Below are 17,512 nucleotides of genomic sequence, written 5' to 3' on the forward strand. Positions count from 1 at the left end.
TCCTTTTCTTTTTTAAAATTTTCCTTCCTTATATGTATAGTTATGCAGTAACTGAAAGACATGAGAAAAGTAAGGATGTGTATATTTTTGTAGTTGATAGTGAGGAAAGCCCGTTCGAATCTTACATAGTTAAGATAGAAGTAGGAAAAGAAAAAATTAGAGCTTCATGTAGTTGTAAAGGTTTTGCGCTAAGGGGATATTGTAAACACTTAGAGCTCTCAATGAAAAAGCTAAGAATTTATAGAGGACTCTATCTTCAGCGCTGGGAGAGAGGATCTGACAGCGATCTTATGGATAATGAAGAAGAAAACTGACGCAACTATTATATCATAAGGAAATGGCATTAGATCGTAAAGGCCGAATGGACTAATGTATGATAATATTAAAGTCCCAGAAAGTAATGGTATTGCCCAAGCAGAGAACTTGCCTTCTGCTGAAGTTAGAATCAAGTATGATATTATCGCAGTATCTATTATAATGAACGGAATAAAGTACCAACTTGGCGAAGTTAATGCCGAAGTCTCTACGTAAAGTGCATAAGAGTTTAATAATGCTATAATACCGCTTATTATGCCTTGCAATCCTCTTCTATATAAAGATAATCCTAGGATTACTAACGTAACTATATAAAATAATGTTGAGAATCCAGACCAATAAACTAGTAATCCTGCAAATATTGTTGCTAATGGCGCTAATACCTTTATGTAACTTAAAACGTATGTCCTCTTAACATCAGGAGCAATTTTTCTCATGCTTTCTACTCCTATTCCTCCCATTATATACGTAAGCACTGTTGCAGAGGAAGATATTCCAACTATTTGATACCAAGAAGGAATTGGCAAGAGGAATAACGCAGATGATATTAATGATACAACAAGAGCAAGGAGAGGGATTCCTCTATCGTTTATCCTAGTTAGCAACTTAGGAAAATAACCATTCTTTGCTGAGGCATAAATACTTCTAGCAGTAGTGCCTAGATATATTATTCCAGTACCTACAGGAGAAATTATTGCATCAAACAATAATATTCCTACCCAAAATGAGAAAACCACCGGTAGCATGTCTATTACAGAAATTAACGGAGCGTTAGCTAATGGGGAATTTAAAAGTCCAGCCCAATTGCCATTAGTCTTAACTACTCCTAGGAATCCTAACTGTAGAGCAACGAAAATGCTCATGGAAATTAATAAGGATGAAATCACCGCAAACGGAATATCTTTCTGAGGATTCTTTCCTTCACCACCGTATTCTATTGCTTGCCTAAATCCTAAGTATGAGAAAACTATTCCGGATGCAGGAATAGCATAAAGCATACCATTTAACCCTTGATAACATGCTGTTTTACCGAAAACTACGTTTGCAGGATTAAAATACGCTAAGAGTAGAACGGCAGTTGTGGTAGGTATTATAATCTTCCACCAACCTATGCCGTGACTTACTCTGCCCAGGAATTTAACCCCATAATAATTAATAAGGAAAAAGATTACTAAGAGGACGTAAGTTAACATTATTCCCTCAGTAGTAAGTTGGTTTCCAGAGTATAAAGATGGGAAAAAGTGTGAAATGTAGGTTGTAGTAGCCACTGCCTCTATTGCCACAGTAGATATTGCGGAAATTATGTAACTCCAGGCCATTATAAATCCAAGTGTTGAACCGTGGGTGTAATGAGGATATCTAATGATTCCTCCAGATTCTGGAAAAGCTGAAGAAATTTCTGCATATGCTAATGCTATTACTATCATCATTAAACCTCCTATTATCCAGGATACTATTGAAAGAGGACCAGCATACGCTGCTGCAGCTAATGGTGAAAATAACCAACCTGAACCTATAATTCCACCTAAGGAAAGGAAAGTTAATTCTCTTTTTGTAAGGACTTTTCTAAGAGACACAATTAAGCATGCATAAGTAATCAGCTTAAAAGTTTAAACTTTACATTTGGTTTTATTTTATAACGCCGTTAGATTAAATGATACAAGATTTGTATGAACTTTATAAGTCGACGTTCCAGATTCGAATAGCATTAGCTTAATTACTATTCTGTGAGAAAATTAAAATGGAAAAATTTGCAAAATACTCCTATTTTTATCTTAATTGATGCTCAATTACACTAGGTATCTTGGTAAAAACTATATTTCTAGAAAATTTTATAAATTTAAGGGGTACCCTAAAACTTAGAGAGCATGATAAGTATACAAACGTTGTTAAACCCTCCACAAGGTTTAACGCTCAGTGAAATACTTATTTTTTCATACATACTCGGTTTACTCCACGGAATAACTCCAGATGAGCACACTTGGCCTATAACGTTCTCTTATGCAGTAGGTAAATATTCAACTAAAGGAGGAATGAAAGCTGGATTCCTATTCTCTTTAGGGTTCACTATCCAAAGAGCTTTCCTAACTACTTTAGGATTTCTAGGGCTTGCTGCTATTTATAAGGAATACAACTTAGACGGACCAGTATACTTTGTAGTAGGTATTGTAATGGCAATAGCTGGTTCATATATATTAAAGGGAAAATATGTTCACCTTCCGTTTGACGAATTAATACATAAGAGAAGGGAAGGAGAAAATTTACGTGATGTACCATTAAAGATGACAATAGTACACGGACTTATCGCAGGCTTTGGATTTGGAGCTTATGCTACTATAATAACTTTCTTCTTAGCTCCGCAAGTTCCAGGATTAATATTTGCACCACTACCCGGAGCAATGTTCGGACTAGGAACTATGACGATGCAAATAATATTAGGCGCAATATTTGGAAATATAATAAAGTTTAAGGGGTTAAGCGAAGAAGATGTAAGATATATAGGAATAAAAACTGCAGGCAGAGTGCTATATTATGGTGGAATCGTATTCTCAATAGTTGGTTTGCTAATAATAGCTATACCAATAATAGACTGTTGGGCAATTCCTACTGGAAATCCTATACCCAACCTTGATGCTATAAATATAGGCTTTCTACTGGTGGTAGGTACGGTAGGCACAATAGGTATAGCAAGCATAATTCAAGCGTATAGAGAAGTTAAAAAGAAGGTAGAGGAAAATAAGGCTGCACAAGTTAAGAAAATTTAACATGCAATAAATACTTCCAGGTTTATAATATTAGATGACAATAAAGAATTTTTAGATATAAATATAGCATACTAATAGTACATTTTAAATTTTCTAATAGATATACTAAACATAATTTCTTTTATATTTTATAAAGAAGAATTTCTATTTGAAGGAATTAATCACATACACCATAAGAATTAAATTAATATGCAATAAAATACTTCCCTTTTACTCTAGCCTAGTACAAGGCTCATCACCTTATCTATTTTTTCACTAAAAGACCATTCCTTAACTTTTAATGTACTTTTTGAACTATTCATCATTATTTCTTGTTACTTTTCTCACTTAACTATCTCACTCACATAATTCATTAAAACTATTCATCTTCGTCTCTTTATTTTATCGAAAGAATTTATCATTATTTAATTCTTAATGATTATACCTTTGTTTTTGTTTAAGATTTATCGTTTTTAAAAAGTAAAAGTTAACTATAGTTAATTTTATATAGACAACTCATGGAGAATCTTCAACATTTTTCTCCCATTATCTAACATCCAAAGATCATTATTAAAGAATACGTAAAGCTTTTCCGGGTTCAATGAAATTACTCTCTTAGCATCTTCCCTTAATTCCTCTTCACTATAATCGTAAAAATACCAATTATCCCTTCCATGCATTCTTAGATACACTGTGCCTGAATTATTTATAATGTAAACGCCTATTGGAGAATCTATTGAAACAATGGTCGCTTCCTTTAACTTTATATCTTTATTAAACCAACTCACGTCTCTGAATTCTACAGCCATTTTCTTTCCAACTTCCTTTTCAAACTCTCTGACTCTCCTCAGATTATCTTCTGAATATTTGAAATTTGGGGGTAACTGAAAAAGGTAAAAGTCTGGGTTCAAATCATGAAATATTTCCTCAAATTTTTTCCAAATCTCAATGTCTTTTAGCCTTTTAACGTGAGTTATGATTCTATTAACCTTTACTGCCCATCTAATTTTATATTTCTTCCAAGATTCTACTTGCTTCTTAGTAGGAAAACGATAGAAGCTTGCATTAAGCTCTACCGCATTGAACCCAGAATTTTCAACGTACCAAGATAAGTTCTTCTTAGGATTCCAGTCGTACATCCAGCCTGAAGTTCCTACGTATATTTCCATAAATATAATTCATTATAAGGAGTATATCAGAGTATAGTCAGGCAATCGGGCGTTCATCACTCTTCAGGCACTGGCGGTTTCATCACAAAAGATAAAATTTCTGTGTACCAAAAATTCATGTGAATTGGAAAATAAAAAGTGAGCTACAGAAAATGATTGTACAACTCTCTGAGGCTAAGAAGTACTTACCAGAGGATTATGTAATTTCTCACGAGGTTACAGAAGAAGAAAAGGAAGGCGAAAACAAGATAGAAATTGAATTACTTAACGATTTTAAACCAGTAGTTGAGCCATTAAATTTCAACCAAGAATTCGAAAGTATTGCGTCTTTAGACTCATCAACAAGATACTTAAGAGACATAAGCGTTAACTTAGTTATTTTAGGAATGTCAATATACAGTAATAGGAAAGGATTTATTGACTTTCCATTGGTTAAGGAAATCCCTTATATTGGAGTAAATACTTATAGGAAGATATTAGATAAAATTTCAGCTGAAATGAAATTTATAAAAGTGAAAAACGAAATAAATTATCCCCTTGATGAAAATTACAAATTAGATGATGTAGCAGATGAAATGAGGACTGAGGCTGAAAACATTGGACTTAGCGAAGTTGTTAATAATCACGATTTGGTAATCTTGGATGGGCCTATATATCCTACCCCACTTGAATTAACCGAAGAATTAGATTTAAGTAGCCCTTCTAGATTATGTCATCAATTAGCTTACGCATCATTGGTTAATAAGAGAATTTCCTTACTAAAAGGAAATGTTATTGGAGTAGTTAAAAGGTTGGAAAATTCCGGAAAGCTTTGGAAGGATAACCAGATCACGGAGGAGTTTAAGAAACGTGGAAAGAACATAAGGGGACTTAAAGATCCTACAATTCTCGAATTGATAGATTATGAATTCTGCAGAAAATCTGGAAGGCATTCTTATGCTTGTATAATTGGGCCTTTCAAAATAGACTACAACCTGCATGTAGAAGGACCAAAAAATTGTTGTAAAGGCGATGGTAACTCAACTTACTTAAGCAATGTGCCCGCAAAGTATGCATATTACATAATTTTAAGGAAACCTTATGTACCAACAACTTACTTCAGAATAGAAGGACTTGACGAGAGCTTTCTGGAAAAGGGAATGAGAACTGCTCTTTCTCGCCTTTCTGATAGACTTATTCCCACATTTATCGAACTTGTAGACAATAGGGCAAAAAGGATTTCTGCAGGATTGTTTATTACAGCCTACGAAATCGCATCATCATATTTAAGTATAATTCACGATGATAAATTGGCTTACGATACTACGGTATCAGAGTTTTTATCGGTATCCCAGCAAAATTTAACGAATTTATTATAGCTAATCCTGGAGTAGCGTGAAGCAGGAAGTCCTCGTAATTTTCCATTCCCATCTTTTTAATAACGTTTATGTCGTTCCTCATAACTATCTTAGTATTTGTTAGTTGAAGCACGAGAGGATTAAGATCGTCCGGCATATGAGTAGCTAAAATTACTCCAATTCTCCTCACTCTACCTAGCCTCATTATTTTATTTATTAACTCCTCAATTATATCCTTAGCAACAGCTTCACTACTTCCTTGAGGGAAGTATTCGTGGGCTTCATCCATTATTATTAAGGTTAACTTATTTTCCAAACTCCTTTTGCTGTAAAGCTCTGTTTTCCAGTTAAATAGTTCCTCAAGGATTTTATAAGCTATAGTAGCTACTGCCTCTATGGATGCAGAATAGTTCATTACGAAGCTTAAGTCAACTATTATCTTATCGTTTAATTTGAAAGCCTTTTCTGGATCAAAGTCCACTGTACCTTTTACTGTAAAAATACCGTAACCGTCGTAGGCTTTTAAAGTCCTAATTATTGCCTCCTTAGTAGATGTAGCTATATCTAAAGCCTTCATTGCCTCCTGAAATGCTTTGCTCAAGGATATTGTTAGATTTCCCTGAGAAAATGAGACAAAAGATTTTGAGATATTCTGACTTTTTGGTCTTAAATTCAACTCATCAAGTAAGGTAGGCGAAATACTTATTCTATTACCTTCCTCTGCTAGAGAGGCAGGAGTTACCTTATCCCTTAAAATTTCATCAAGAATGTTATCGTTAATATAGACGTTAAAAATCTCGTGTAAAGTGATCTTTAGTAATTCAAGAGTTTTGTCAACTAAAGATTCCCAATACATTGAAGCCTTTGGAGTAAAATACGGTGTCAATTTATGGAAGTTCTTAATGTTATCAAAGAAGTTTATTGAATAAGGTATTACGTCGACTTCGGTATCGTTACAAATTAATGCTCCGCTTTCATACTCTAGTACTTTGCATCCATATGTTGAGGCGAATGTATCTAGAAAGTCCTTTGCTGAATTGCCCATCTTTGAAGTTACTGGCATTAATACGGTAAATTTTTCTCTCTTGGAGATCAAGAAATTTACAAAATCTCCTTGCCTATCAAAGACTATAGTTTGCTTATCTAAATCTTTTCTATAGAGGATGGACTTTAAGAGCGTTGTTTTTCCAGATCCGGTAGTTCCTAAAACTAGAGTATGATGAACTAAAGCTTCCTCATCTAGCCTTACCTTTGCTTCAATTTCTTCACCGCCTGAGAATATTTTACCTATTGTTATTCCTTCTTCTGGGATTCTTAGAACTTTCTCCAGAAGTGATGGATTAGGTATGAAAACAGGGCTCTGAGGATCTATAGGAGTAACTGCTGGCCTAACTATGTTTTTCTCTTCATCAAATTCGGATATCGGATATATACCTAAAAAGGTATCAGTAATTATTGATGCAGGATCCTTTCTAGAAGTAACTTCCCTTATGCCCATCTCCGCTAAAACATCGGAACGTGAAATTGAAACTACTTGACCTACTATAATTACTGGACGAAGGATGGTTCTTATAGCTAAATATTGGCCTCTACTTACGTTACTTCTCATGTAATCTTCAAATGATATATCGACGCCAATTAACTCCTCTTCCTCTAACCTAACAGTCCTATACCTTGTAACTCTGCCTATTAACTTTCCGTTCCTTTTTGCATCTTCCTCGGCATTATTTAGTTTATTCTCTAATTCTTTGATAATACCTTCTTCGTCTAAATTTCTCTCTTCCATAAAATTTTTATTGATTGTTAAATTATAAGTTTTAAATCTGCGATAACAAGTATTCTAACTCGTATTTGAAATCCTTGAGCTTAGCTTTCATCTTTTCAACATTTAATACCATCTCATGAAAGCCTAACGTATGAAAATAATATGCATCCCTCCAACATTTCAAAATGTTCTCACACAAAATGGTTGAAAGTCTTCTAGACGCTTTATACAATATTTCACTCTTCTAACCACGTTTTCTTATTACTTCATTTATAATACAATTTAATCCCTTTTTTATTACTAGGAGTTTTATCCCTTCCTCAACAGCCTTATAATACTTCTCACTAGCTTGAACAACGTTGCCCCTAGAAAGAAGCTCATCCGCATCAAGCACTAGCACGTCTGGAACTGTTAAAACTCTTATCATCAGTTATAATTAGAACTGAAGGTAAAAATTAATTACGCTTAAATTGAGCGTTTTCGCTTATCCATTTATGAGAATTGCTATAATAGGTGCAGGAAAAATAGGCTTTACAATATTATCAGCACTTAATAAAATGAGTAACGTCGAGTTAATAGCCACTGGAAGGAGTAACTCCACGTTAGAAAAAATTAAATCAATAGGAGTTGAAGCTACTACAGATAATAATTATGCAGTTTCCTCTTCTGATTATATTATACTTAGCGTAAAACCACAACACTTTCCTTCAGTATTAAAATCGGTAAAAAGCTGGGAAGGTAAGAAAGTTGTATCAGTAATGGCCGGGATAAGGATTTCAACTCTTTCTTCACTCCTAAAAGGAAGTAAGGTATATAGAGCGATGCCAAATATTAACGCCATAATTGGAAAATCTACTACCGCACTTGCAGAGGAAAGGGATGAAACTGTAGAGAAAATCTTTTTGCAAATAGGTAAGGTTTATTGGGTTCCAGAGGAATTGATGGACGCATGGACTGCTTTAATAGGCAGTGGTCCCGCATTTATAGCTGAAATAATTGATGCGCTTTCTTTAGGAGCAGTTGAATGCGGAATGCCAAGAGATCTTTCTTATAACGCTATTCTAGATATGATAGAAGGTACTGTAGAACTCTTAAGGAAATGTAAGCATCCTGCCTTATTAAGGGATCAAGTTACTACTCCCGCAGGTACAACAATAAGAGGACTTATGACAATGGAGAGTGAGGGAATAAAATCCGCTTTGATAAAAACGATTGAAGCTGCGTATAAAAGGTCTGCAGAAATTGGAGACCAAATTGATAGAAAATTAAGGAGTTAATATTTTATGTTTATGAAATTGAAATGAATTATTAATCTGTTAAGAGGAAGATAATGTGATTATTTTAATAGTTTGGCATAGATATTAATTTCGATTTCTACTTCAGAAATACAATACTTAATATAATCCTTGTGACCTCATCCATTCAATAAATTCTTCTTTCCTACTCATAGCAAATTTGTAAGCTAGTTCTTTTAAATCGTAAGTAGACTTTATTCCTTTAGTCATTTTCTCTATAAGTATCTCTAATCTTCCCTGATTAAATCCGACATCATCTATTAAAGTAACGTTATCATTTATAATTTCCCTCTTTATTTCGTCTTCTACTGGAACTCTACTTATTACTACTCCTCCTTTTCTAGGCTTATATATAGCTTCATAAAGCTCTATTACCTTATATTCCTTTATCCTCTTAGATTTACCCTCAGAGAATGAAGGCAAGTCCTTTGCCTCAACTCCCAATATTTCTGCAAACCCTTCATAAAGGCCTTTCAACCATCTTGCTCTCCATTCATTACCGTCAAGAGGCTTATAGTCCTTTAAATATCTCCACCTCTTCCACCAATTAGGTAATTCCTTGTACTCAACAATGTAGTCCGGTCTCTTAATAGGAATATCTCCTTGAGGGTCTACTATATTTATTTCAGTTCCTTCATATATTAACATATCAGGCCTAACCAATGAATAGAATTTCCATACTTTCTCTAGATCTCCTCCGTCTTCCCAGGTTATTGGCCTAGGAGCTTCAAGAAAGAAACTAAAAGACGTCACGACATTACCTACAACTATATTAGGAGGAATTGTTCCTGATTTCTGCTTTCCACTCCTATCAAAGTCCAAATATCCGTGCTCTGGATAAATTAATTCGTAATTACCTTTTTCTGCCAGAAGTAGAACTATTGAAGCCAAGCCCCACGATTGATATATAGACCTCATGTTAGAATTGAAAGAACTGACTATAGCTTGTTTCCCTTTTACTATAAAATCCTCTACCGAAAGTTTTCCTCTAATTAAATCGTGGTAATAAATAAATAGCTTCTTGACTAAATGCCTTCTAGGATCGTCTAGGAAGCTCTTCATTTCCCTGCTGAACAACATTCCCTTTACTTTTAGCCTCTCCTGTAATTCTTCAAAGACTTTGTACAGTTCATTTATCCAAATTTTAGCTTCTCTTAGTTTATCCTGCATTACTTCGTCCACAAATTCATATTTTATCTTCTCAGCCCATTCTGGAACGTTTTTACCATATTTATCTATGCCGTAAACTTCCTTTAGTTTTTCCTCTATCACAGTATTACCTAGTAGAAAATCTTAAAAATATTTTTAGTGCAAAAAGGCAGACCCTTTTCTGATACTCCGTTTTTATTCTTATTTATGGGAGTCTATAATACAGCAAAATTTACGGTAAAATATTTTGAACATGTAAAGTAAACTTTGTCCATGAATAGTTAACTGTAAAATTTATGCCTAGCATAATTAAACAATTTTCTGCAATTTCGCAAGATTCCTTATAAAAAACCTCGAGTTTTGTCTTCTTGTGGATAGATTTAATAAGATTTTTATAATAAATAATGGATTCTCAGCTTTCGGTTTAAATTTAATAGACATGACACTATTATGGATTCTTTACTTAGCATTAAAGAATCCAGTACTTTATATCCCCGTAGCCTCTGCAAAGCCTATAGGTACTTTATTGCTCTCTAGTTTTACTGGATATATAGCAGATAAATATGATAGGAAGAAATTATTCGTAATTTCTGGAACTATACACAGAATTTTACCAATTTTTATAGTATATTTCATAATAATATCGTTTAACCCTGTCCTTGCAGTAATTTTATACGTTGTTAGAACCGGTCTTACGATAGTAACTACTAATACGATAACACCTAGTTTCATTCAAAATTTACCAGAAGATAAAATGAAGAAGGTAATGTTTTATAATAGAGCAGTTAAGGAGAGCTCAACTATATTATCAATAGTAATTTGGCCTTTGCTTTATGCATTTTACAGCGGGTGGACAGTTATCCCGGGAATAATTTTAGCAACAATAGGTTTTGAACTAATTTCTACATTGCCTCTAGGAGGCAAAGGAGGTAAAAAGGTTAAGTTTAGAGAAGCATTAAAAGAATACAGAAGAAAGGAAATTTTCTTTATATCAATGACTACTGCAATTAGCCAAGGGGCTTTAGGAATGGTTTATTTGTATTCTGCTGCCATAATTCAAATACTTCACGGTAACACAATTCAATACACTCTAGCACAACTAGGGTTTTACTTATCCTGGCTCATAGGACCTTGGATGATGACAAAATTTAACAATGTAACAAAATTAGTCGTAACGAGTTTTGCCATGTATTTCCTTGTATTTATAGTGTTGGCATTAAAGAATCCTTGGTTAATAGGCTTAAGTACTGGAAGCGTAGGAATTGGAGACTCTTTAACTGAAATAATCTGGATAAAAGCGATGAGGATGGCGAGGCAAGAATTAATGGCCAGCGTTCTAGGAATAGACGAATTCATTACTGCAGGCTTTAGGCTTGGATATGGAAGCCTTGCCGGAACTTTATATGCTACTGAGTTTTTTGCCGTGCCTATTATAGGAGTTATTACAATAGCTGGAGTTGCCTTAGCTTATACAAAGAGTGATACATGGAAAATGAAAATATGACTTTAAATTTTCTCCATGTTTTATTTCATCGTGATAATTGACTTATCCGTGCCAATAGAAAACGGGATGCCATATTTCCCAGGAGATCCTCAACCTAAAATAGAGAAGATTGAAAAAGAAGATTATGTTATACATTCCTTGCTTCTTTCAACTCATACTGGAACTCACGTTGATGTTCCTTTTCATTTCATAAGAGATGGTAAAAAACTGGATGAAATAGATTTAACAAGGTTCTCCGGAAAGGCTTACGTCCTTGACGCTGAAGGTAAAGATATTCATTCTTTAGAATTGCCCTCTTCAGTAGATATCCTACTTATATACACGGGAAGTAGTAAACTCTGGAAAAATGGATGGACAATGGATAATTACGCAACTATTAACGAGGAGTTTGCTAAGCTCATTGTAAGGAAGGGTTACAAGCTTGTCGGGATAGATTCCCCAAGCATAGGAAATTCCAAGGTTCATAGAATATTATTATCTAACGAAATTCTCATAGTCGAAAATCTCTCTTCAAATCTTGAAAAGATAAAAGGAAAGGTAGTGGACTTTATCTCATTACCTTTACCTATTAAAGGAGTTGACGGATCGCCTATCAGAGCTATTGCTGTAGTGAGAAATGATGAAACTCGTCCTGGTAAATGATAAATGTCACAATAATTTCATTTGCCCTTTTCTTATAATTCTCAACGTCAATGCTAACCTTTCTACCTTCACACTCTATTTTAAGAATTTCATCCCTTAAGTCTCCCATTTCCTTAGCTAAACTAGATAGTTCTTTATTTTTATATCCTAAGGATTCCACAAGGTTTCTAGTAGTTCTAACTATTTTTCTCAGCTCATGAAAATCTTCTATTTTCTCTATTTTCTTCTGAAGTGAGAGAATTCTGTTAAAAACTAAAAGTCTACTGCCATAAACTTTGGGCAGAAAACAGTTCTCCATTAAGCGAATTTTCTTTGAAACTCTCTCTGCTAGTTTATCCCTATTAGGTTGATAGCATATTACGTCCATATCTCTTATTACTCCTAACTTATGAATTAGATCCTTTGCTTTCACTAGGCAATCTGGATTTTCATAAACTGGATATAGCGAATATAGCACATCAAAATATTTCCTTAGTTTAACCCTCCTATCGTGAATGCCCTCTTTTGAAATTCCGGATATCGATAAGGCATCTCTTAAGTTTTTATTAGCGTAGTCTTCAGGCCTCAAGTTTTTCAATTTCACTCACTATCTCCTTATTTACTTCACTAAAATCCCTTGCAGTATTTATTACTTTAGAAGTGATAGATAATTCTACAAGATATTTTTGGAATCTCTCTATATATTCGTTATAAGCGCTAAAAACGTCCTCTTTTACGCAAATATCAATTCCTGCACTTAACGGATCTAAATAACCCCTTTTCTTTATTATTCTCTTCATTATTTCTTCCGGAGTTGAAATAAGAGAGAAGGAAAGCGAAGGTTTAGGAAATATGCTTAGCACTTCAGTCATCCACTCTTTTTCTAATCCCCTAGCAAGTCCGTAAGCCATCAAGGTTAGAACATAACCGTCTGCTAATGCAATGAATCCTGAGTCTATTGCTGGCTTAACCACGTTCTCTATTTGATCCGCCAAATCTGTAACGTAAGCCATGAAGAGCGTCCTTCTCTCGAAGACTATTTCCTTTTTAACTTGAGCTATTCTTTCTCCTATCAACTTTGACATTTGTATTCCGAAAGTGAGTACTCCATAACCTTCCTTCTCTAGATATCTCTTTACTGCATCTAAATGAGCTGTCCTTCCTGAGCCTTCTATTCCTTCAAAGGCTATTATCAAGGATTTCACCTAATACTTTTCTAATTTCCATCTGAATTTCCCTGGGAGTTTTATTACCATCTATTATGACAAAATTTTCCTCCTTAGCTATTTTATCATAAGCATTTAGGATCATTGTTTGATATTTTAAGAATCCCTCTTCTGGAGGTAAGTTGGGGAAAACGTCATAGCCTGCCTCTTGGGGTTTTATATTCCTCCTAGCCTTCTTTATCCTTTCTAAAGCAACTTCTGCTGAAACTCTTATATAGAAAGTAACGTCTGGTTTAACTGCAAAGGAGTAAAGTTTCTTAACCCATTCAATATCTACTCCCCTAACGCTGTCTCTAGCGTAGGCGGTATAAATATATCTGTCACTTATTACTACAAAACCAGTTTTTAACATTGGTAATATGAACCTTTCATACCTATCAGTAAAATCTGTAGCATGAATTAGGCTGAAGGTAATAGGAGTTAACAAGTTCTTTTTCTTAGCCTCTTTTATAATGTCGTGAATCCACTCTGAGGAGTTCCATTCGGTTAAATATGCGTCTCTTTTCATTTCTATCCAATCCTTTAATAAACTAGCTTGACTCGATTTACCTGAGCCGTCTATACCTTCAAAGGCTATTAATATACCCTTCAACCACTCCACCTAATACCTAGAGGATAAGTTTCTACTATTTCTTTAACTATTTTACCATATTCATATAACTCTTTCTTTTTAAAATCTAAACCCACTGATTTAATATTCTTCTTCTTAATTTTACCCTTTGCAGCTTTACATATCAATCCTATAGTTAATATTTCCTTCTGAGTAAAACCTGGTATTATAGCTGTCCTAGTCATTCTATAGCAGGCATCATAAGGATTAAGGTATTCTGACATTTTAAACACTGAAGAAATAAATGCCGCTGAACCGACGTAAAATCCCATTTCTCCTTTTACCTTTTTTTCTGCATCGTAAAATACATCCCACGGAGGATCGAGATAATGATAAAAAGCTATTGCTTCTAACCATTTGTTTCTATCAAGTTTTACTCCATCTGTCAATACTCCTTCTCTCATTCCAAAAGCGGAAACCATTACTTTGTCCGAATTAAAATGCTGTAAAAGCTCGTCAATAATCACAGCGCCAGAATGAATAGTATAAGCCCTCTCCTTACTAATCCCGGGCAATGCGGATCTTTCTTCTATATCTAATGAAAAGAGTACTTTTGCGTATTTACTAATTTGCGAAGAAGGTACTACGTATCCATGAATAGAGTCGGAAGGAAAACCTGAAATTTTTTCATCTAATTTAGCTAAAGCCCTCATATTTCCTCCTGAACCAATAACAAGTTTTGAAGGAGTTATAGAAATTGTTGAGATTTCATCTGAAACTATCTTTCTTATTTCCTTTTCTGAGTAAGTAGCCAATTTTAGTGCTCCTATAGGTAATTGATATACTTTAGTAATATTTCCAGCCTCTACCTTAGCTATTTCTAATGAACCACCGCCTATTTCAAAGATTATTGCATCCTCTATAAATGGTAAAGTATTAATAACTCCTGTTGCCGAAAATCTTCCTTCTTCTTCTCCAGAAATTATCCTTAAATCTTCACCAAGTATTTCAGATAACTTATCAGAAACTTCCTTCCCATTTAATGCATATCTGAAAGCGCTCGTTCCTACGGCTTTGACGTTCTTTACGCCCTTAACGTTTATAAGGTTTTTAAATGCAATAAAAGCTTGTTCTGCAGTCTTAATCTTATCGTCAGAAATTTTACTTCCTTCCTTAATACCTTCGCCAATCCTTACAAAATACTTCAATGAACCTAAAAGTCTGAAAGTATTATTCTGAAAAACATCATAAATTGAAAGTCTGAATGAGTTGTATCCTGCATCTATTACCGCAGAAAGCATTCAAATCAGCTTTAACACCTTTTGAGTTAAAAGCATTTTTAAAACTCCTTTGCCTTCAACTGGATTATAATCAACGATTGCAACTCCCCCCTTCTTAAGTTCTACATTACCTCCAGTCATTGCTCTAATTAATGAAGATAAATAAGGCTCATGCCCAACGACTAGTAATGTTGTATTATCCATTTCCTTAAGTTTCTCAATGAACGCAGAAGGCTCTTTTTCTGGTGAAAGCTCGTTAAAAGTTTCAATTTTTTTATCGTCAACCCCTAATTCGTCAAGTATAGCTTCAGCTGATTGATAAGCCCTGATGTAAGGGCTAGTCAAAACTCTATCAAAAGTATAATCAAGATCATCCAAGAAATTGGCTACTCTTTTCATTTGCTTTAAGCCTTTCTTAATTAATTTTCTATCTTTATCGTCTTTCCCATCTATCTGAGGCTCAGCTTCTCCATGCCTCACAATTATTAAAGTTATCATTATTACTTACTGTCAAGCAAGGAATTTAAGCATAATCTCAAAGAGCTAAGGGCAGTCCTCATTTAAGGTCTTTATACTCATATCATCAACGTAATCTATTACGCAGAAAAACTCTAATTCGTCTTCAGCCATAATTGCATGCTTAACTTGGCTATCGATAAAAATGTAATCCCCTTCCTTCAGCTCAAATTCCTTATCTGCGACGCAAACTTTACATTTTCCCTTAGTTATTATAACAGTCTCTTGGTACTTGTGTGCATGCATTGGTATTACCCCCATCTTCTCTAAAGAGAATTTCCTTACCGCGTAATGCGCGCCCTCGTTTTTTGTTATTAACCATTGTATTTTAGCTCCTTTAGTACCTTTTATTGGAACGTTCTCCTTAGGAACTTGAGAGATGTTTGATAAGTAGAAATCCATATGAAGAAGAAGACTTGGCATTTAAAAAATTTAGGTTAGAGGTACTGTACAATCAATTACTGTTGCGTCAGGTAGAATAGGCGCAACAACTGCTGGACTTATTGTTCCAAACAATTATATTACCTTCAGTAAGAGTAGATGGATTAACATTAATACTTAGCTTATTAACTTTCCTTGCGGCAGCAATAACGTACTTCTTCATACCGGAAACTAAAGGGAAACCTCTAGAAGAATCCTCAATTGAGAATCAGTACGTTAAGGTATAAGTAGGGGCTAATTCAACTCCAAGCATTCCTGCAGCACTGATTGAACCCGGCCCTGCCTGCATGAAGAAATCATACATTCCGTAAACTATTAATGCTAGAAAAGCAGACAATAAGGGTCTAAAGAACGAGAATGACATTAACGAACCAGCCATTCCAATAAAGCCGATTATTTGCATTGGCCTTCTTCCTACTCTGTCAATTGTAGCTAAGGCTAATAATCCGCCCGGTACAGTGAAGCCGAACTCTGTTATAAATGAGAAAACTGCAGGATTGTTTATCCCAACGCTTTTGGCTATTGCCGTTGGGCCAAATAATATTCCAGTATATGCCGAGAGGTCGAACAAGAACCACAGTGAAGAAGCGGCTAAGAAAATCTTCCATTGATTTTTAAAGTATTCAGAAAATGAATTTGTATCCTTTAAATTTTCATTAACTCTAACCTCTTTTCCTGCAACTTGTTTAACCACGTTTTCAAAGGCTTTCATATCTCCTTTTATTCTCGCCAAGTACCTAGAGGTCTCAGGTATTTTCCTTCTTAAGTAAATTACTGAGGCTGCCGGAATTGCTCCTGCAGCTAGTACTACTCTCCATACAGTATCTAATGAATATCCGAGGCTGGTTAATACAAGGTAAGTCCCTGCAGCAACAGTAGCACCAAAGCCCCACATTAAACCAAAGCCTAAGGCTATAATTTTACCTCTGTCCTTAGCATTAGCGTGTTCAGCCATTATCATCGGAGATAATACATAATCAGCACCAACTCCAAGACCTAATAAGCCCCTAACTAAAACTAATTCAAGAGGAGAAGAAACGAAAGCTTGTAAAACTGCACCTATACTTAATAATGCGACATCTATTCCGTAAAATGTTTTTCTTCCTTTATTGGCTAAAATTCCGAATATTATTGCTCCTATAGCCGCACCTATTAGTGCTGAAGATGGAAACCCATGCTTCCCAATAATTATATTCTGGCGTTTTGTTGTGCAGTCCGAAACTAGCTAACACTGCACCTATTACAATTCCTATTGAGGATAAATCGTAGCCGTCAGTAAAAACTCCCATCCCTGTCGTTAGCAAGCTCTTTATGTGGAACATGTCGAATTTTTTATCATCCAACGGTTTGAATACATCACTTAACTTCATATGCCTATGTAGTTATGTCATTTTTTAAACATTCTCGACATAAAATCAATAGGACTATATTTGCATACATTAGTTATAGAATCTATATAGATGAGGTAATCCTTTAACTAATATTTAAAACAAAGACTACACTTCTTTAGTAATTATATTCCTAGCGAAGTTGAAATGATAGATATCATTCCATCTATTATTCTTTCCTTCACTATCGAGAAATTACTCCACGTAAATAT

Annotated in this window: 19 protein-coding genes and 1 pseudogene; 7 read left to right on the forward strand and 13 right to left on the reverse strand. The window is 34.6% G+C overall.

Going from position 1 to position 17,512, the window contains the following annotated elements; all coding sequences use genetic code 11:
* Nucleotides 1-32 precede the first annotated feature (32 nt).
* On the forward strand, nucleotides 33-314 hold the full coding sequence (locus tag D1866_RS13845; protein ID WP_420809224.1) for an SWIM zinc finger family protein: 282 nt from the start codon (nucleotides 33-35) through the stop codon (nucleotides 312-314).
* Here the strand turns inward: D1866_RS13845 and D1866_RS09885 are convergent.
* Nucleotides 231-1,892 (reverse strand): APC family permease, encoded by a 1,662-nt coding sequence (locus D1866_RS09885; RefSeq protein WP_170254109.1) that lies wholly within the window; start codon nucleotides 1,890-1,892, stop codon nucleotides 231-233. The genes D1866_RS13845 and D1866_RS09885 overlap by 84 nt on opposite strands.
* A 291-nt stretch (nucleotides 1,893-2,183) precedes the next feature.
* On the opposite strand from D1866_RS09885, the gene D1866_RS09890 reads away from it, so the two are divergent.
* Nucleotides 2,184-3,080 (forward strand): hypothetical protein, encoded by an 897-nt coding sequence (locus D1866_RS09890; RefSeq protein ID WP_152939521.1) that lies wholly within the window; start codon nucleotides 2,184-2,186, stop codon nucleotides 3,078-3,080.
* A 482-nt stretch (nucleotides 3,081-3,562) separates the two neighbouring features.
* Here D1866_RS09890 and D1866_RS09895 read toward each other — a convergent pair whose 3' ends face one another.
* A complete protein-coding gene (locus D1866_RS09895; RefSeq protein ID WP_152939523.1) occupies nucleotides 3,563-4,228 on the reverse strand; it encodes a DUF72 domain-containing protein in 666 nt (221 codons plus the stop codon).
* A gap of 119 nt (nucleotides 4,229-4,347) precedes the next feature.
* Between D1866_RS09895 and D1866_RS09900 the strand changes: the two genes are divergently transcribed.
* Nucleotides 4,348-5,586: a DNA double-strand break repair nuclease NurA gene (locus D1866_RS09900; protein ID WP_196773426.1), complete on the forward strand. Its 1,239-nt coding sequence runs from the start codon at nucleotides 4,348-4,350 to the stop codon at nucleotides 5,584-5,586.
* Here the strand turns inward: D1866_RS09900 and D1866_RS09905 are convergent.
* Genes D1866_RS09905 through D1866_RS13785 form a run of 3 tightly spaced genes read right to left on the reverse strand, consistent with a single transcriptional unit; the run spans nucleotide 5,531 to nucleotide 7,757 of the window.
* The gene (locus D1866_RS09905) at nucleotides 5,531-7,351 is read right to left on the reverse strand and encodes an ATP-binding protein (protein WP_152939525.1); all 1,821 of its coding nucleotides are present in this window, start codon (nucleotides 7,349-7,351) and stop codon (nucleotides 5,531-5,533) included. The two genes, D1866_RS09900 and D1866_RS09905, sit on opposite strands and share 56 nt — an antisense overlap.
* Before the next feature lie 31 nt (nucleotides 7,352-7,382).
* On the reverse strand, nucleotides 7,383-7,562 hold the full coding sequence (locus D1866_RS13780; protein ID WP_338025383.1) for a PaREP1 family protein: 180 nt from the start codon (nucleotides 7,560-7,562) through the stop codon (nucleotides 7,383-7,385).
* 12 nt (nucleotides 7,563-7,574) lie between these two features.
* Nucleotides 7,575-7,757 (reverse strand): PaREP1 family protein, encoded by a 183-nt coding sequence (locus D1866_RS13785; RefSeq protein WP_338025384.1) that lies wholly within the window; start codon nucleotides 7,755-7,757, stop codon nucleotides 7,575-7,577.
* Nucleotides 7,758-7,824: 67 nt separating this feature from the next.
* Between D1866_RS13785 and proC the strand changes: the two genes are divergently transcribed.
* Nucleotides 7,825-8,607 (forward strand): pyrroline-5-carboxylate reductase, encoded by a 783-nt coding sequence (gene proC / locus D1866_RS09915; protein WP_152939527.1) that lies wholly within the window; start codon nucleotides 7,825-7,827, stop codon nucleotides 8,605-8,607.
* A gap of 117 nt (nucleotides 8,608-8,724) precedes the next feature.
* Here proC and D1866_RS09920 read toward each other — a convergent pair whose 3' ends face one another.
* Nucleotides 8,725-9,897, reverse strand: a complete 1,173-nt coding sequence (locus D1866_RS09920) for a hypothetical protein (protein WP_155861146.1) — start codon at nucleotides 9,895-9,897, stop codon at nucleotides 8,725-8,727.
* Between the two features lie 247 nt (nucleotides 9,898-10,144).
* Between D1866_RS09920 and D1866_RS09925 the strand changes: the two genes are divergently transcribed.
* Nucleotides 10,145-11,278, forward strand: coding sequence for an MFS transporter (locus D1866_RS09925; protein ID WP_152939530.1), 1,134 nt, complete (start codon nucleotides 10,145-10,147; stop codon nucleotides 11,276-11,278).
* Nucleotides 11,279-11,308: 30 nt separating this feature from the next.
* The gene (locus D1866_RS09930) at nucleotides 11,309-11,920 is read left to right on the forward strand and encodes a cyclase family protein (protein WP_170254110.1); all 612 of its coding nucleotides are present in this window, start codon (nucleotides 11,309-11,311) and stop codon (nucleotides 11,918-11,920) included.
* Here D1866_RS09930 and D1866_RS09935 read toward each other — a convergent pair.
* The 6 genes from D1866_RS09935 to D1866_RS09960 are packed head-to-tail and all read right to left on the reverse strand — an operon-like array spanning nucleotide 11,877 to nucleotide 15,873.
* On the reverse strand, nucleotides 11,877-12,503 hold the full coding sequence (locus tag D1866_RS09935) for a CHAD domain-containing protein (protein ID WP_231136317.1): 627 nt from the start codon (nucleotides 12,501-12,503) through the stop codon (nucleotides 11,877-11,879). The genes D1866_RS09930 and D1866_RS09935 overlap by 44 nt on opposite strands.
* Nucleotides 12,478-13,095 carry a dTMP kinase gene (locus D1866_RS09940; RefSeq protein ID WP_152939536.1) on the reverse strand — a complete coding sequence of 206 codons (618 nt, stop codon included), beginning with the start codon at nucleotides 13,093-13,095 and terminating at the stop codon, nucleotides 12,478-12,480. The genes D1866_RS09935 and D1866_RS09940 overlap by 26 nt, the downstream gene beginning before the upstream one ends.
* Entirely contained in the window at nucleotides 13,079-13,717 is a 639-nt protein-coding gene (gene tmk, locus D1866_RS09945; RefSeq protein ID WP_152939538.1) for a dTMP kinase, read from the reverse strand. The genes D1866_RS09940 and tmk overlap by 17 nt, the downstream gene beginning before the upstream one ends.
* Nucleotides 13,714-14,976 carry a Ppx/GppA phosphatase family protein gene (locus tag D1866_RS09950; RefSeq protein WP_152939540.1) on the reverse strand — a complete coding sequence of 421 codons (1,263 nt, stop codon included), beginning with the start codon at nucleotides 14,974-14,976 and terminating at the stop codon, nucleotides 13,714-13,716. Before D1866_RS09950 ends, tmk begins: the two co-directional genes overlap by 4 nt.
* Nucleotides 14,977-15,453, reverse strand: coding sequence for a phosphohistidine phosphatase SixA (sixA, locus tag D1866_RS09955; RefSeq protein ID WP_152939542.1), 477 nt, complete (start codon nucleotides 15,451-15,453; stop codon nucleotides 14,977-14,979).
* A gap of 45 nt (nucleotides 15,454-15,498) precedes the next feature.
* On the reverse strand, nucleotides 15,499-15,873 hold the full coding sequence (locus D1866_RS09960; RefSeq protein ID WP_152939544.1) for a cupin domain-containing protein: 375 nt from the start codon (nucleotides 15,871-15,873) through the stop codon (nucleotides 15,499-15,501).
* Nucleotides 15,874-15,974: 101 nt separating this feature from the next.
* Between D1866_RS09960 and D1866_RS09965 the strand changes: the two genes are divergently transcribed.
* Complete coding sequence (locus D1866_RS09965) at nucleotides 15,975-16,139, forward strand: hypothetical protein (protein WP_152939546.1); 165 nt, start codon at nucleotides 15,975-15,977, stop codon at nucleotides 16,137-16,139.
* On the opposite strand, the pseudogene D1866_RS09970 reads toward D1866_RS09965, so the two are convergent.
* Nucleotides 16,139-17,282: pseudogene (locus tag D1866_RS09970) on the reverse strand (MFS transporter); the annotation flags it as partial. The gene D1866_RS09965 and the pseudogene D1866_RS09970 overlap by 1 nt on opposite strands.
* Nucleotides 17,283-17,512 lie beyond the last annotated feature (230 nt).

The sequence above is a fragment of the Acidianus ambivalens genome, from assembly GCF_009729015.1.
GTDB classification, from domain to species: Archaea; Thermoproteota; Thermoprotei_A; order Sulfolobales; family Sulfolobaceae; genus Acidianus; species Acidianus ambivalens.